This is a genomic window from Curtobacterium sp. 24E2, assembly GCF_016925595.1.
Lineage (GTDB): Bacteria > Actinomycetota > Actinomycetes > Actinomycetales > Microbacteriaceae > Curtobacterium.
On record NZ_CP068987.1, the window covers coordinates 1,599,573 to 1,613,123 of the forward strand.

The window sequence follows — 13,551 nt, forward strand, 5'->3', positions numbered from 1 at the left end:
GGTGACAGGATGAGTCGTGTCCGCAACGATCCGCGCCATCGGAACCGCCGTCCCGGAGACGACGCTCGAGCAGGCTGCCGTGCGAGACCTCTTCGCTGCGCAGCCCGAGCTCGGTCGTCTCGGCCGGCGGCTCGTCCCCGCAGCCTTCGACGCCTCGGCGGTCGAGCACCGGCACACGGTGCTGGCCGAACTCGACCGGAGCCGTCCAGCGGGCGCGTTCCGCGACACGGACGGCGCACTGCACTCGCCCTCGACGGGCACCCGCAACGACCGCTACCGCGAGCTCGCACCGACGCTGTTCGTCGAGGCCGCCCGAGACGCGCTCGTCCGCGCAGAGGTGGACGCGGCCTCGGTCACGCACGTCGTCACGGTGTCGTGCACCGGGTTCACACAGCCCGGGCCGGACCTGGACATCGTGACCGCGCTCGGGTTGCCACGCTCCGTGTTCCGGCACCACATCGGGTTCATGGGGTGCTGCGCGGCGTTCCCGGCGCTCCGGATCGCGGCCGCGTTCGCCGAGGCCGACCCGGACGCCGTCGTGTTGGTCGTCTGCGCTGAGCTCTGCACCCTGCACGTCCGCGCGAGCGACGACCCCGACCAGATCGTCGCGAACAGCGTCTTCGGGGACGGCGCCGCCGCCGTCGTGGTCACCGCCGACGGCCCCGGTCTGCGCCTCGACGCGTTCGCCACCGCCGTCGTGCCCGAGAGCGCCGGCGAGATGGCGTGGAACATCGGCGACGAGGGCTTCGAGATGGTCCTGAGCACCGCGGTCCCCAAGCTCGTCGGCAGCAGCGTCGCCGAGGCCGTCGCGTCGCTGCTCGACGGACCTGCCGCCGACGTGCCGGTGTGGGCCGTGCACCCCGGTGGGCGTGCGATCCTCGACCGCACGCAGCAGGCGCTCGACCTGCCGGACGCGGCGATCGCGGCGAGCCGGACGGTGCTGCGCGACCACGGGAACATGTCGAGCGCGACCGTGCTGTTCGTGCTCCGCGAGGCCCTCGACGCCGGGATCCCGGACGGTGCTGCCGTCATGGCGCTCGCCTTCGGCCCCGGTCTCACGGTCGAGAGTGCGCGACTGACCGTGGTGCGCACGTGAGCCGTCCCGACGGCGGCTCCACGGGCCTCCCGGTCCTCGACCTGCGCACGCGCGCAGTCGACCTGACCGAACTCATGGACGACCCGGACTGCGACCCGCACGCGCTCGCGCGGACCTTCCGGCGCTTCGCGCTCGTCAACGCCCTGGTGAGCGGCTGGCGTTCGGCGTGGCGGACCCACGTCGTGCCGGCCCTGCCGGTGAACGGCCGTGCCCGGGTCCTCGACCTCGGGTGCGGCGGCGGCGACCTGGCCCGGGCCGTCGTGCGGTGGGCGGCGAGCGACGGGTTCGACGTCGAGGTCGTCGGGGTCGACCCGGACCCGCGGGCGATCGACGCGGCGAACCGACGGGCGCCGCGGGGTGTCACCTTCCGGCAGCAGTCGAGCGGTGACCTGGTGACGGCGGGCGAGCGCTTCGACGTCGTGGTGTCGAACCACGTCCTGCACCACCTGGGCGACGACGAGCGGAACGGGTTCCTGGCGGACTCGGAGGCGCTCGCGTCGGGCCGCAGCGTGCACTCGGACATCCGTCGGTCACGCGAGGCCTACCGGGCCTACGCGCTGGCGTCGCCGCTGGTGTCCGCGGGGACCTTCGTCCGAGTCGACGGCCTGCGGTCGATCCGCCGGGCCTTCACCCTGGCGGAGCTGCGGGACACGCTGCCGATCGGGTGGCGAGCGGAACGGGCATCGCCGCACCGGGTGCTCGCCGTCCGCGACGCCTGACGGTCAGGGCACTCCGCGAGCCGGGCGGTCGCGTCCGCTAGCGTCGTCGGCATGGCTGCGTCCCCATTGCACCGCGTCGCAGTCCTGGTGCTCGACGGTGCGAAACCGCTCGACGTCGGGATCCCAGCGCAGGTGTTCTCGAACCGGCCGAGCATGCCCTACGAGGTGCGGGTGTGCGGCCCCCGGGTCGGTCGGATCACCGGCGGCGACGGCTTGGCCTACGCGGTCGACCACGGGCTGGAGGCACTGGACTGGGCGGAGACCGTCTTCGTGCCCGGCTACCGCCGCCCGTCGGACTCGGCGCCGCCCGCCGACGTCGTCGCGGCACTCGCGCGGGCGCACGACCGCGGCGTCCGCATCGCGGCGATCTCCACCGGTGCGTTCGCGCTCGCGGCAGCCGGGCTGCTCGACGGCCGCCGCGCGACGACGCACTGGCACTACACGCGGGTGCTCCGCGAGCGGTACCCCGACGTGGACGTCGACGAGGACGTGCTGTTCGTCGACGCCGGCTCGGTGCTGACCAGCGCCGGTGCTGCGAGCGGGATCGACCTCTGCCTGCACATCGTCCGACAGGACCACGGCGTGGCGCTTTCGAACCACGTCGCCCGACGGCTCGTCAGCGCCCCGTACCGCAGCGGCGGCCAGGCGCAGTACGTGCCGCGGAGCGTGCCGGAACCGCTCGGCGACGTGTTCTCCGACACCCGGGAGTGGGCGCTCCGGCACCTCGCCGAGCCGCTCACACTCGAAGCGCTCGCGCGGAACGCCACGGTGTCGACCCGGACGTTCTCACGCCGGTTCGTGGAGGACACCGGGTACACGCCGATGCAGTGGGTGCTGCGGGCGCGCGTCGACCTCGCCCGGGAGCTCCTGGAGCAGTCGGACCTCGGCGTCGACCAGGTGGCCGAGCGAGCGGGCCTCGGTTCCGACGCGAACCTGCGGACGCACTTCCGGCGGATCCTCGGGACCTCGCCCACCGAGTACCGCCGGACGTTCCAGGACTGACCGCGCCGTCGAGGCGGTGGTGGCGACATCCTTTCGGACGCTGGCTTCCCTGCCACTGGAGCCGTGCCTCCCGGCCCGTGAGCATGGACCACGGAACGAAAGGAACCCCACATGACCCGCATCGCCATCAACGGCTTCGGCCGCATCGGCCGCAACACGCTCCGTGCCCTGCTCGCACGGGGCGGTGACGACCTCGAGGTCGTCGCCGTGAACGACCTGACCGCACCTGACACGCTCGCGCACCTGTTCCGCTACGACTCGGCGCTCGGCCCGTTCGACGGCACCGTCGAGGTCGACGGCGACACGCTCGTGATCGACGGGCGCCGCGTCCGCGTGCTCGCGTCGACGTCGCCGGCGGACCTGCCCTGGGCTGAACTCGGCGTCGAGGTCGTCCTCGAGTCCACCGGACGCTTCACCGCACGCGACGCGGCAGCCGGCCACCTGACCGCAGGCGCCCGACGGGTCCTGATCAGTGCGCCGGCCACCGGAGCGGACGCCACCATCGCGTACGGCGTGAACTCGGACACGTTCGACCCGAACGTGCACACGGTGATCTCGAACGCGTCGTGCACGACCAACGCGCTCGCACCCCTGGCGTCGGTGCTCGACGACCTGGCGGGGATCGAGCACGGGTTCATGACCACCGTGCACGCGTACACGCAGGAGCAGAACCTGCAGGACGGGCCGCACCGCGACCTGCGTCGGGCCCGCGCTGCCGGCGTGAACATCGTGCCGACGACGACCGGGGCGGCCAAGGCCATCGGGCTGGTGCTGCCCCGCCTGGAGGGCAAGCTGTCCGGCGACGCCATCCGCGTGCCGGTGCCCGTCGGGTCGATCGTCGAGCTGAACACCGTCGTCTCGCGGGACGTGACCGTGGACGAGGTGAACGAGGCCTACCGCGCCGCGGCTGCCGGCCGGCTCGCCGGGGTCCTGGCGTTCACGGTGGACCCGCTCGTGTCGACGGACATCACCGGGCGGCCGGAGTCGAGCATCTTCGACTCGCTGCTCACCCGCGTCGACGAGGGCCGGCACGTGAAGGTCGTCGCCTGGTACGACAACGAGTGGGGCTTCTCGAACCGCGTGGTCGACACGCTCGGGATGCTGGCGCGCGCGTAGGGGCGCGGGCGCCGGCGGGGCGGTCGGGCCGCGCGCGGTCCGTGCGCGGTTCGTGCGCGGTTCGTACCGCGAGAGCGACAGTCTGCCGCGAATGTTCGGCGGCAGACTGTCGCTTTCGCGAGGGGGACGCGCGGACGCGCGGGCGCGCGGCGCGCGCGCGGGCGGGCGGGCGGACGTCAGCGGATCAGCGCCGTCGTGCTCGCGAAGGCCCGGGAGCGCACGGCCTCGCGGTACCGCTCGAGCGCCGCATCGTCGGCACCGACCGACTCCAGCGCCGCGAGCCCCGCGCCGAGCACCGGGGGATCGGTGACCCAGGTCGGCACCGCTCCGGGGACCCGGGCAGCGAGCCCGTCGACGACACCGTCCACGAGCAACGGGTGCCGAGCAGCGAGCACCCCGCCGCCGAGCACGACGGGCACCGGCTCGGCCGCCGAACCTCCGAGCCCCAACCGCTCGAGCGCGACCGCGGCGAGCAGGACGATCTCCTCCGCCTGCCGCTCCACGACGCTCCGGGCCACCACGTCGCCGGCTCCGGCCACGTCGAACAGCACGGGGCAGAGCCGGTTGAACACGCGCTGGTCGAGGCGGCCGAAGTGGATGGCCTCGGTGACCTCGCGGACGCTGCGGAGACCGACCGCCGCCGGCACCGCGTCGACCAGCGACGTCGCCGGACCGCGACCGTCGTCGGCCCGCGCCGCGTGCCAGAGCGCCCGGTTGCCGAGCCACGCGCCGCCACCCCAGTCGCCGGAGACGTCCCCGATGGCCGGGAACCGTGCGGTCGTGCCGTCGGCCCGCACCGCGAGGGCGTTGATCCCGGTGCCGCACACCACGGCCGCGGCGTCGGGGACAGGGTGCCGGCCCGCAGCAGCGCGAACAGGTCGTTGTCCAGGACGTGCGGTTCGCCGCCGTCCTCGGCCCAGTGCGCGAGGGCCGCGGTCGCCGCGACGAGCTCGTCGTGCAGGTCGAGCCCGGCCAGGTACACGTGCGTGGTGCGGATGCGGCGGTCGCCCAGCTCGCCCACCACCCGCGCACGGACGTCGTCGAGGATCGGGCCGGCGAGGTCCCAGCCCCGCGTCTGCGGGTTCGACCCCGGACCGCGCGCGTGGCCGACGATGGTCCCGTCGAGCGCGATCGCGACGACGTCGGTCTTGCTCCCGCCCCCGTCGACGGCGAGCACGACGTCGGTCGCGTCCGGTGGGACCGGCGCGGGCGGACGGGAGGCTCGGGCCGGGCCCGCCTCGCCGGTCCGGCTCAGCCCGCCCACGTCACGTGCTCCGATCGCGCCCACGGGATGTGTTCCGCGTTCGCGGCCAGGAGCAGGTCGGTGAGCTGCTCCGCCTTGTCGACCTGCCCCACGAGCGGGTGTGCCCACATCGCACGGAGCACCCGGTCGCGGCCGCCGTGCACCGCGGCGTCGAGCGCGAGCCGCTCGTACCCGGCGACGTGCGACACGAGACCGACCATGTCCGGGTCGAGCGGGGAGACCGGCAACGGCGTGATCGCCTGGCGGGTGACGCGCGACGGCACCTCGATGACGTGGTCGTCCGGCAGGAACGGGAACGTGCCGTCGTTCCGCACGTTGAGGACCTGCACGTCGCCGCGGTCGCCGAGGATCGAGGACAGCACGTCGATCGCCGCCTCGGAGTAGTAGGCGCCGCCGCGCTGCTCGAGTTCGGCGGGCTTCGTCACGACGGACTCGTCGGCGTACTTCGCGAGCAGGGCCCGCTCGGTCTCCATGACGGCCTCGGCACGGGTGGGTTCGTGCAGCTGCTCCTGCAGCACGATGTCGTGCGAGTAGAAGTACCGCAGGTAGTACGAGGGGATCGCGTGCTGCAGACGGAGGAGGTCCGGGTGCATGTGCACGCTCTCCGCCGTCCGGCCGAGGGCACCGTCCGACTCGGCGAGCAGGTCCGCCATCACGTCGCGCTCGACGCCGTCCGCGCCCGTGACGTGCACGCCGCGCTCCCACGTCAGGTGGTTCAGGCCGACGTGGTCGAGCCGGACGTGGTCGGGGGCGACGCCGAACTCCTTCGCGAAGCGGCGCTGGAAACCGATCGCGACGTTGCACAGGCCGACGGCGCGGTGCCCGGCTTCGAGCAGGGCGCGGGTGACGATGCCGACGGGGTTCGTGAAGTCGACGATCCAGGCGTCCGGCTTGGCGTGCTTCCGGACGAGTTCGGCGTACTCCAGGACCACGGGCACGGTGCGGAGCGCCTTCGCGAACCCGCCCGGACCGGTGGTCTCCTGCCCGATGCAGCATGCTTCGTGCGGCCACGTCTCGTCCTGCTGCCGTGCGGCCTGCCCGCCGATGCGGAGCTGGAACATGACGGCATCGGCGTCGGTGACCCCGACGACGACGTCGTCGGTGACGTGGATCGTGCCGGGGTGTCCGGCGTGCGCGAACATCCGCTTGGCGACGCCGCCGACGAGTTCGCGGCGCACCGGGTCGGGGTCGACGAGCCAGAGCTCGTCGATGGGGAGCTGGTCGCGGAGCCGGGCGAAGCCGTCCACGAGTTCGGGGGTGTAGGTGGATCCGCCACCGACGACTGTGAGTTTCACTGGAGCTGCTATCCCTTCACGCCGGTGAGCGCGATGCCCTCGACGAATGCCTTCTGTGCGAAGAAGAAGATGATGACGACGGGGACCATGACGACGACGGTCATCGCCATCGTCATCGACCAGTCGGTGCCGTGCTGTCCGCGGAACGTGGCGAGCCCGTACGCCACCGGCCAGGCGGCCTGGTTCTCGGACGCGTACAGGAGCGGGCCGTAGTAGTCGTTCCACGAGTGGAAGAACATGAAGATCGCCGCCGACGCGATGCCCGGGCGGGCCATCGGGACGACCACCCGCCAGAGCACGCCCCACTCGCTGCAGCCGTCCATGCGGGCGGCGTCGCCGTACTCCTTCGGGATGGTCATGAAGAACTGGCGGAGCAGGAAGATGCTGAAGGCGTCGCCGAGCAGGTTCGGCAGGATGAGCGGCCACAGGGTGCCGGTCAGGTGCAGGTGCGACCACATCACGTAGACCGGCACCGCGGTGACCTGCGGGGGCAGGAGCATCGCGACGATGATCACCGTGAAGATCAGGTTCGCTCCCCGGAACTTGATCTGGGCGAGCGCGTAGGCCGCCGGCACCGAGCTGAGGAGCATGAACGCGGTGGCGAGGACGGCGTACATCGACGAGTTGCCGAACCACTGCGTGAGCGGCAGCTCGGTGAACACCCGCGCGTAGTTCGAGAAGTCGAACGGCCGGGGCACGATCGATGCCGTGAGTGCCTGGTTGCTCGACATCAGCGACGTCAGGACCACGAACACGATCGGGGCGATGGTGAGGACGCCGAGGGCCACCAGGGCGGCGTGCTCGGCGATCCACACGAGCGTGCGCCCGCGCGGCCTGCCGGTGCGGGGAGCGGAACCCCGGGGCGCCCGGGTGAGCGGGGACTGGGACACAGCGGTCATCAGGACTCCTCCGGCCGGAACACACTGATCCGGCGCATCGTGAAGACGAGCACCACCGCGGTGATCACGAACAGGACCACGGCCATGGCGGACGCGTAGCCGAACTGGAAGTTCGCGAACCCGTGCTGGTAGAGCAGCTCGGTGTACGTGAGCAGCGAGGTGCCCGGGTAGCCGAGCTGGGCGGCGGTCCCGCCGCCGATCGTCGCCTTGCCGCTCGCGACGCCCGAGGCGACGGCCGCCTCGGTGAAGTACTGCAGCGCGGCGATCACCCCCGTCACGGCGGCGAACCCGATCACCGGGGCGATCGTCGGCAGGGTGATGTGCCGGACCTGCTGGACGCCGTTCGCACCGTCGAGCGACGCGGCCTCGTACAGGTCGCGCGGCACGTCGAGCAGCGACGCCAGGAAGATGATCATGATGTCGCCCATCACCCAGACGCCCAGGATCACGAGCGACGGTTTCGACCACGCCGGGTCGTTGAACCACAGCGGGCCGTCGATGCCGAAGACCCGGAGGATCTGGTTCACCGGCCCGGTGCCCGGGTTGAAGAGGAACACGAACGCCACGACGCTCGCGACCGGCGGGACGAGGGCGGGCAGGTAGAACAGCGTCCGCCAGAAGCCGGTGGCCGTCTTGGCCCGGCTGAGCAGCCCGGCGACCAGGAGTCCGCACACGATCCGCACCGGCACCAGGATGACGACGAACCACAGCGTGTTCACGACCGCCGGCCCGATCTGCGGGTCCTGGGTGAACAGGAACTTGTAGTTCAGGAGCCCGACGAACTCGGGCTCCTGCAGCTGGTTGTAGCGCGTGAACGAGTAGAAGATCGACGCGACGAGCGGGTAGGCGAAGAAGACCACGAGGCCCGCCAGGGCCGGCGCGAGCATCGTCAGGGCGACGAGGCGGCGCCGGGACTCTGCGGAGCGGGGCCGACGTTGCGGAGCCGTCGGGGGCACCGGACCGGACCCCGTCGGGTCCGTGGGCCGGGCGGCGCGGGCGAGCCGCGCCTCCCGGCCGGTCGTCTTGGTGGTGACGCTCATCACGGACCAGCCAGCTGGTTCGCGTTGTCGATGTCGGAGTCCAGCTTCTTCAGCTTGGCGTCGAGGTCGCCGCCGTTCTGCTGGTAGGCCTGCCAGAACTTCGTGAAGGTGCCGATGTAGGCAGCACCGTCCGCGGTGCCGGGCGAGGTCATCGTGTCCTTGTCGCCCGCGACGTCGACGAAGGTCTTGTAGTTCTCGTCGACCTCGAGGTCGGGGGACTCCAGCGCCGAGGTGAGCGTCGGGATGTTCTTCAGGCCGTTGCCCATCGTGACCTGCGCGTCGGTGTTCGTCGACAGGTACTTCAGCAGCGCCCACGACAGCTCGGGGTTCTTGGACCCCTTCGCGATGCCCGCGACGTTGCCCGCGATGTACGTCGAGCCGTAGTTGCCGAGACCGTCCATCACCGGGGTCGGGGAGGTGCCGTAGTCCAGGTCCGGCTTCTGGTCCTTGAGGAACGCCGTCCGGTACTCGCCGTCGATCTGCATCGCGACCTGACCGGTCTGGAACGCGTTGTCGGCCGCGAACTCCTGCCCGAGGCCGGACGTGAAGGCCTTGAGCTTGTCGTAGCCGATCTCGTCGACGAAGCCCTTCTGCCAGGTGATGAGCTTCTTCCACGCGTCGGACGTGCCGATCACGCTGTTGCCGTCCTTGTCGAGCCATGAACCGTCGACCATCGGCGCCCAGTGCTCGGGGAGTTCTCGTAGAAGTCGATGAGCGGGTTGAAGCCGAGCTGCTTGATGGAGCCGTCGGCGTTGTACGTCGTCAGCTTCAGCGCGTCGGTCTTCAGCTCGTCCAGGGTCTTCGGCGGGGTCGTGATGCCCGCCTTCTCGAGCAGCGGCTTGTTGTACATGAGCGCGCTGACGTCGGCGAGGGCCGGCAGGGTGCAGCGCGTGCCCTTGTACTGCGTGTACGACTGCACGGCCTTCGGGATGTCGGACAGGTCGACCTTGTCGCGCTCGATGTACGGCGACAGGTCGCGGAACGCCCCCGAGGAGCAGAAGCTGCCGACGATCGCGGTCGAGTACGACAGGCCCACGTCGATGTTCTGGCCGGACGAGATCGCCTTCTGCAGCTTCTCGTCGTCCTGACCGGCGTGGATGTCGACGGTGACGTCGGGGTTGGCCTTCTCGAAGCCCTCGACGGCGGTCTTCACGACGCCGGCTTCACGGCCGGTGAAGAAGTGCCACAGGGACACGGTGCCCTTGAGCTCCTTCGGGGCGGTCTTCTCGATCGAGTCGGCGCTGCTGCCGGAGCTGCAGCCGGCGACGACGAGGGCTCCGACGGCGGCGACGGCCGTGGCGGAGGCGATGCGGCGGAACACCCGGCGGCGCGGGGCGTTCGGTTCGGGGAGGGACAAGGCGGTACTCGCTCTCTGGTCTCGCTCCGGCGCGCCGAGGATTCCGGGCGTTGCCCGTTTCCGGGCGTTGCCCGTTTCCGGGCGCGACGAAGAGCCCTGTGACAGGGCTGGGTGATGGTGCCTCGAGTGGTGCGGGTGGAACGTTCAGGGGCGCTCGACGGGGTCCGGCGTCGGGGCATCGTCGCTGATGCGCTCGAGCCGGTCCGCGAGCGCGGTGCGGACGACGTCGATGAGGACGTGCCGCGCACCGTGCAGGACGGGGGTGTCGGGGACGCCGGGCGCGACCACGGCGGTGGACCAGCGTGAGCGGGTCCGGAGCCAGGCGGTCACGGCGGCGGCCAGGGCGGGGCCACCGGCGATCCCGGTCGGGCCGTGCAGGACGACCGTCTCGGGATCGGCCACCGCGAGGGCGGGGAGCACGTTGTGCCCGACGCGCTCGCCGAGGGCGACGGTGAAGGGGTGCTGCTCGGGCAGGCCGGGCAGTTGCGGGAGCACCTGGCGCCAGTCGGCTGCGGTGCCGTCCGGGCCCGTGATCCCGTGCTCGGCGGCCAGGGCGATGATCGCGGGCTCGGAGATGAGGTCCGCGACGATCGTGGCCGTCGGGTCGATGGAGCGTGCGTCGGCGGGCACGCTGAGGTAGCCGATCTCACCCGCGGCACCGGAGGCGCCCGTGTGCAGGTGACCGTGCAGGTCGAGGGCCATGCCGAGGCCCTCGGCCATCCAGAAGAGCGCGAACGATCCGGGTGCTCGACCGGCCCCCATGTTGCGTTCGGCGATGGCGGCGAGGTTGGCGTCGTTCTCGACGACGACGTGGACGCCGAGCTCGGCGGAGAGGGTCGTGCTGACCTGCTCGCGCGGCCAGCCGGGTAGCCCGTCGGTGAAGATGAGGGTGTCGGTGGCGTGGTCGACACTCGCCTGCACGCCCACCGCGACGGCGGTGACGAGCTCGGGGTCCACACCGGCCGCGGCGGCTGCGCGGGAGATCGCTGCGGCCACGATGTCCGACCCGGGTGAGCGCACCTCGGCCTCGGACATCCGGTGCGTGGCGACCGGGAACGTGCGACCGGCGGCGTCCACCACGGTCGACCGGACGTCGACGAGCTGGACGTCCACCGCGACACCGAGGTCGCGGTCGGTGATCGCTTCGTACACGACGGCGCTCGGCCCGCGGCGCCCGGCCTGTGTGTCCGTGCCGGCCTGGCGGATGAGGTCCGCCGACTCGAGCCGGCGGATGATCTCGGCCGCGGTGGGCTTGCTGAGACCGGTGCGCTGCGCGATCTCGTTGCGGGTGAGCGGGCCGTCGTCGAGCAGGAGCTCGAGCGCCGCGCGGTCGTTCAGGACGCGCAGCAGACCGGGCTGGCCGGGGGTGCGTCCTCGTGTGGTCATGTCGAGGACTGTAACGGACAACCTTCTTTACTGAAAGGTTTGTTTACCGATTGGAAACACGCGTTCTGCTGCGCGAAACGCGCCGGCCCGACGGAGGCCCGGCGGACGCGGGTCGGGCGCCGGTGCGCGACCGGCGCCTACGGTCGCAGCAGCACCTTGATCGCACGACGCTCGTCCATCGCCCGGTACGCCTCGGCGGCGTCGTCGAGCGGCAGCTCCAGGTCGAACACGCGCCCCGGGTCGATCGCTCCGGACAGCACGTCGGGCAGCAGCTCCGGGATGTACTTCCGTGCCGGCGCCATGCCGCCCGCGACCGCGATGTTCGTGTCGAAGAGGTAGCGCGTGCCGATCGTCGGCACGCCGTGCGGGACCCCGACGAAGCCGAGGTTGCCGCCTGCGCGCACCGAGTGCAGCGCCTGGTCCATGCTCTCCTCGGTGCCCACGGCCTCCACCGCGCAGTCGGCCAGGTCGCCGCCGAGCAGCCCGCGGATCGCCGCGACACCGTCCGCACCGCGCTCGGACACGATGTCCGTCGCGCCGAACTCGCGCGCCAGCGCCTGGCGATCGGCGTGCCGGCTCATGGCGATGATGCGCTCGGCGCCGAGTCGCTTCGACGCGAGCACGGCGGACAGGCCGACCGCGCCGTCGCCGACCACCACGACCGTCTTGCCCGGACCGACCGCCGCCGACACCGCGGCGTGGTGTCCGGTGGAGAACACGTCGGACAGGGTCAGCAGCGACGGCACGAGTGCCGGGTCGACGGGGCCGGGCACCGCGACGAGGGTCGCCGACGCGTCCGGGATGCGGACGTACTCGGCCTGCGCGCCGCCGACCGGGTCGCCGTACGCGTCCTTCCCGCCGAAGCCGGACAGGTGGTCGCAGCCGCTGGTCATCCCGTGGCGGCAGGCCTGGCAGGTGCCGTCGTTCATGGTGAAGGGGAGATGACGAAGTCGCCCTCGTGCAGGTCGGTGACCGCGTCGCCGACCGCGACGACCTCGCCGACGAGTTCGTGCCCGATCGGCCGGGGCTCCTTCGTCTTCGTGACGCCGCGGTAGGGCCACAGGTCCGAGCCGCACACGCACGCGGCGACGACCTTGACGACGACGTCCTTCGGAGTGAGGACCGAGGGGCGGTCGCGCTCCTCGACGCGGATGTCGTTCGGGGCGTGGATGATCGCTGCGCGCACGGGAGGCCTTCCGTCGAGATGGTGGGTGTCGGCGCGGTCGACGTCGTCCGGGCCGACGTCGACAGTACCCTCGTGCGGGTGGACGACGACCGGTACGGCGGGGACGTGCTCTCGGGAGACTGGCGCTCCCGCGGGGTGAAGAAGGTGCGGCAGGTGCCGCTCGAACGCGACATGGTGCTCGAGGACCCGGACTCCGGGTGGGCCGGCGCCGTCGTCGGGCTCGAGGCGGGCAACATCGCGCTCGAGGACTGGAAGGGCCGCACCCGTTCCTTCCCCTTCACCGGGCAGTTCCTGCTCGAGGGCGAGCTCGTGACGCTGGGGCGGCCGCAGGCGCCGGTCGGGCGGTCTGGTGGTTCGTCGGGTTCCGCTGGGTCGTCGGGTTCCGCTGGTTCGTCGGGTTCCGTCCACGCTGACTGGAGGCCCGGTGCCGGTCCGGCGGTCCGGCATGCTTCCGACGGTGGTCGCCTCCGCACCGCGTCCGGATCGTTCGCGGTGGAGTCGCAGCGTGCTCGGGTGGCCCTGCCCTCGCGCATCATGGTCGAGGGCAAGCACGACGCCGAGCTCGTCGAGAAGGTCTGGGGAACCGACCTGCGCGTCGAGGGCGTCGTCGTCGAGGAGCTCTCCGGCGTCGACAACCTCGCTTCGGTGCTCGATGAGTTCCAGCCCTCGCGAGACCGTCGCGTCGGCGTGCTCGTCGACCACCTGGTGCCCGGGTCGAAGGAGTCCCGTTTCGCCGAGGCTGTGATGCGTGGCAAGTGGGGCGCGCACGTGCTCGTCGTCGGGCACCCGTTCGTCGACGTCTGGCAGTCCGTGAAGCCGGCACGCGTCGGACTGCAGGCCTGGCCGACGATCCCGCGGTCGATCGAGTGGAAGAAGGGGATCTGCCAGGCGCTCGGGTGGCCGAACGCCGAGCAGGCCGACATCGCGCGGGCGTGGCAACGGATTCTCGGGCAGGTGCGCACCTTCGCCGACCTCGAGCCGCAGCTGCTCGGCCGTGTCGAGGAGCTCATCGACTTCGTGACGGAACCCAAGGCCTGAGAACCCGGCCGTTCTGGGGCGGCGAGCGGAATGAGCGGGTGATCCGCGCCTCCGCTCCGTATCGTTGGGGCATGGACGGCATCGACGGACGCGTGCGCAGTGCTGTCGACGTCTGGCTGCGCTGGCTGCCGCGCTGGCAGATCGGGACCGCGC

The 13,551-nt window shown here is 71.8% G+C and carries 12 protein-coding genes and 1 pseudogene; 5 read left to right on the forward strand and 8 right to left on the reverse strand.

Annotation, left to right across the window (positions count from 1 at the left end):
- Window positions 1–16: 16 nt before the first annotated feature.
- The 4 genes from JN350_RS07985 to gap all read left to right on the forward strand — a co-directional run bounded on the left by JN350_RS07985 (window position 17) and on the right by gap (window position 3,933).
- The gene (locus tag JN350_RS07985) at window positions 17–1,096 is read left to right on the forward strand and encodes a type III polyketide synthase (RefSeq protein ID WP_205464154.1); all 1,080 of its coding nucleotides are present in this window, start codon (window positions 17–19) and stop codon (window positions 1,094–1,096) included.
- Window positions 1,093–1,815 (forward strand): methyltransferase domain-containing protein, encoded by a 723-nt coding sequence (locus tag JN350_RS07990; RefSeq protein ID WP_205464155.1) that lies wholly within the window; start codon window positions 1,093–1,095, stop codon window positions 1,813–1,815. Before JN350_RS07985 ends, JN350_RS07990 begins: the two co-directional genes overlap by 4 nt.
- Before the next feature lie 51 nt (window positions 1,816–1,866).
- On the forward strand, window positions 1,867–2,817 hold the full coding sequence (locus JN350_RS07995) for a GlxA family transcriptional regulator (protein ID WP_205464156.1): 951 nt from the start codon (window positions 1,867–1,869) through the stop codon (window positions 2,815–2,817).
- Window positions 2,818–2,928: 111 nt separating this feature from the next.
- Entirely contained in the window at window positions 2,929–3,933 is a 1,005-nt protein-coding gene (gap, locus tag JN350_RS08000) for a type I glyceraldehyde-3-phosphate dehydrogenase (RefSeq protein ID WP_205464157.1), read from the forward strand.
- Window positions 3,934–4,109: 176 nt separating this feature from the next.
- Here gap and JN350_RS19200 read toward each other — a convergent pair whose 3' ends face one another.
- The 8 genes and pseudogenes from JN350_RS19200 to JN350_RS08035 form a co-directional block, all read right to left on the reverse strand.
- A complete protein-coding gene (locus JN350_RS19200; RefSeq protein ID WP_240347631.1) occupies window positions 4,110–4,763 on the reverse strand; it encodes a BadF/BadG/BcrA/BcrD ATPase family protein in 654 nt (217 codons plus the stop codon).
- Window positions 4,764–5,184: 421 nt separating this feature from the next.
- Complete coding sequence (locus tag JN350_RS08010) at window positions 5,185–6,492, reverse strand: 6-phospho-beta-glucosidase (protein ID WP_205464158.1); 1,308 nt, start codon at window positions 6,490–6,492, stop codon at window positions 5,185–5,187.
- A gap of 8 nt (window positions 6,493–6,500) precedes the next feature.
- A complete protein-coding gene (locus JN350_RS08015; RefSeq protein ID WP_123294058.1) occupies window positions 6,501–7,391 on the reverse strand; it encodes a carbohydrate ABC transporter permease in 891 nt (296 codons plus the stop codon).
- Entirely contained in the window at window positions 7,391–8,431 is a 1,041-nt protein-coding gene (locus tag JN350_RS08020) for a carbohydrate ABC transporter permease (protein WP_205464159.1), read from the reverse strand. The genes JN350_RS08015 and JN350_RS08020 overlap by 1 nt, the downstream gene beginning before the upstream one ends.
- Window positions 8,431–9,105, reverse strand: coding sequence for an extracellular solute-binding protein (locus tag JN350_RS19205; RefSeq protein WP_240347632.1), 675 nt, complete (start codon window positions 9,103–9,105; stop codon window positions 8,431–8,433). The genes JN350_RS08020 and JN350_RS19205 overlap by 1 nt, the downstream gene beginning before the upstream one ends.
- Window positions 9,063–9,788, reverse strand: coding sequence for an extracellular solute-binding protein (locus JN350_RS19210; RefSeq protein WP_240347633.1), 726 nt, complete (start codon window positions 9,786–9,788; stop codon window positions 9,063–9,065). The genes JN350_RS19205 and JN350_RS19210 overlap by 43 nt, the downstream gene beginning before the upstream one ends.
- Window positions 9,789–9,932: 144 nt before the next feature.
- On the reverse strand, window positions 9,933–11,174 hold the full coding sequence (locus JN350_RS08030; protein ID WP_205464160.1) for an ROK family transcriptional regulator: 1,242 nt from the start codon (window positions 11,172–11,174) through the stop codon (window positions 9,933–9,935).
- A 137-nt stretch (window positions 11,175–11,311) separates the two neighbouring features.
- Window positions 11,312–12,360, reverse strand: a pseudogene (locus JN350_RS08035) (alcohol dehydrogenase catalytic domain-containing protein).
- A 78-nt stretch (window positions 12,361–12,438) separates the two neighbouring features.
- Between JN350_RS08035 and JN350_RS08040 the strand changes: the two are divergent.
- Entirely contained in the window at window positions 12,439–13,398 is a 960-nt protein-coding gene (locus JN350_RS08040; protein ID WP_205464161.1) for a DUF3097 domain-containing protein, read from the forward strand.
- Window positions 13,399–13,551: the final 153 nt, after the last annotated feature.